At 49.8% G+C, this 691-nt stretch carries 2 protein-coding genes; both read right to left on the bottom strand.

The features are described 5' to 3' along the window. Positions 1 to 152: 152 nt before the first annotated feature. Positions 153 to 413, bottom strand: coding sequence for a hypothetical protein (locus tag EJB06_RS31560; protein ID WP_126077970.1), 261 nt, complete (start codon positions 411 to 413; stop codon positions 153 to 155). A 12-nt stretch (positions 414 to 425) separates the two neighbouring features. Next, positions 426 to 641 (bottom strand): hypothetical protein, encoded by a 216-nt coding sequence (locus tag EJB06_RS31555; RefSeq protein WP_126077969.1) that lies wholly within the window; start codon positions 639 to 641, stop codon positions 426 to 428. Between the last annotated feature and the right edge of the window lie 50 nt (positions 642 to 691).

Below are 691 nucleotides of genomic sequence, written 5' to 3'. Positions count from 1 at the left end.
CGGCTCAAAAATCGATTAGATCAGCGTTTCCCTAGTCCACTTGAGCTCTGGAAGAAATGCAATACACATTGGGACTACATGAAGCCGGCCCTTCCAGTCATCCAGTCAATCTGGAAGGGCGGCGACGACGTTTTCTCAATATCTGATCCGGATTATGAAGTTGCGGTCGCCATGGACCATGCGCAGACCTGTGCAACGCCAAATGCAAACCCGATACCAGCACCAGCCAAACTACCCACACCAGGCACGATCGAGCCTACAGCGGCGCCCACTACAGTACCTGCCCATACCGAAGCAACTCCGGCAGCAATATTGGCACCCACACCGGCACCATCCACCATGTCAATCTCGTTTGCATTAAGTTCTTGCATTTCTTCTCCTACACCGAAGTTAAGGCTGACCTCGAGCAGCATCTGAATGGCTATTCAGAATTCATTGCCGCGCTTCGTTTTCGCAGCGTGGTATTCGATAGGTACTGCTATTACAAGCACTCCGGTGAACGCGATAACAAGCAGACAGAGTCCATATGTCCAGTGCAAAGTGTTTCCTCGGACGAGATAAGCAAGAATCAATGGCAGCATCACGGCAAAAGGAATCAGCCAGTATTTTGTCAATGCTCGTTTAATAGCGATCAGCAACATGTTTTTCTCCTCTAAGGAACCACTGATTTAATCGACCAGACCGTTCCAGG

Origin of the sequence: Massilia atriviolacea (assembly GCF_003953935.1) — a bacterium.
GTDB classification, from domain to species: Bacteria; Pseudomonadota; Gammaproteobacteria; order Burkholderiales; family Burkholderiaceae_D; genus Telluria_A; species Telluria_A atriviolacea.
This window is presented reverse-complemented; position numbering and strand designations above follow the sequence as displayed.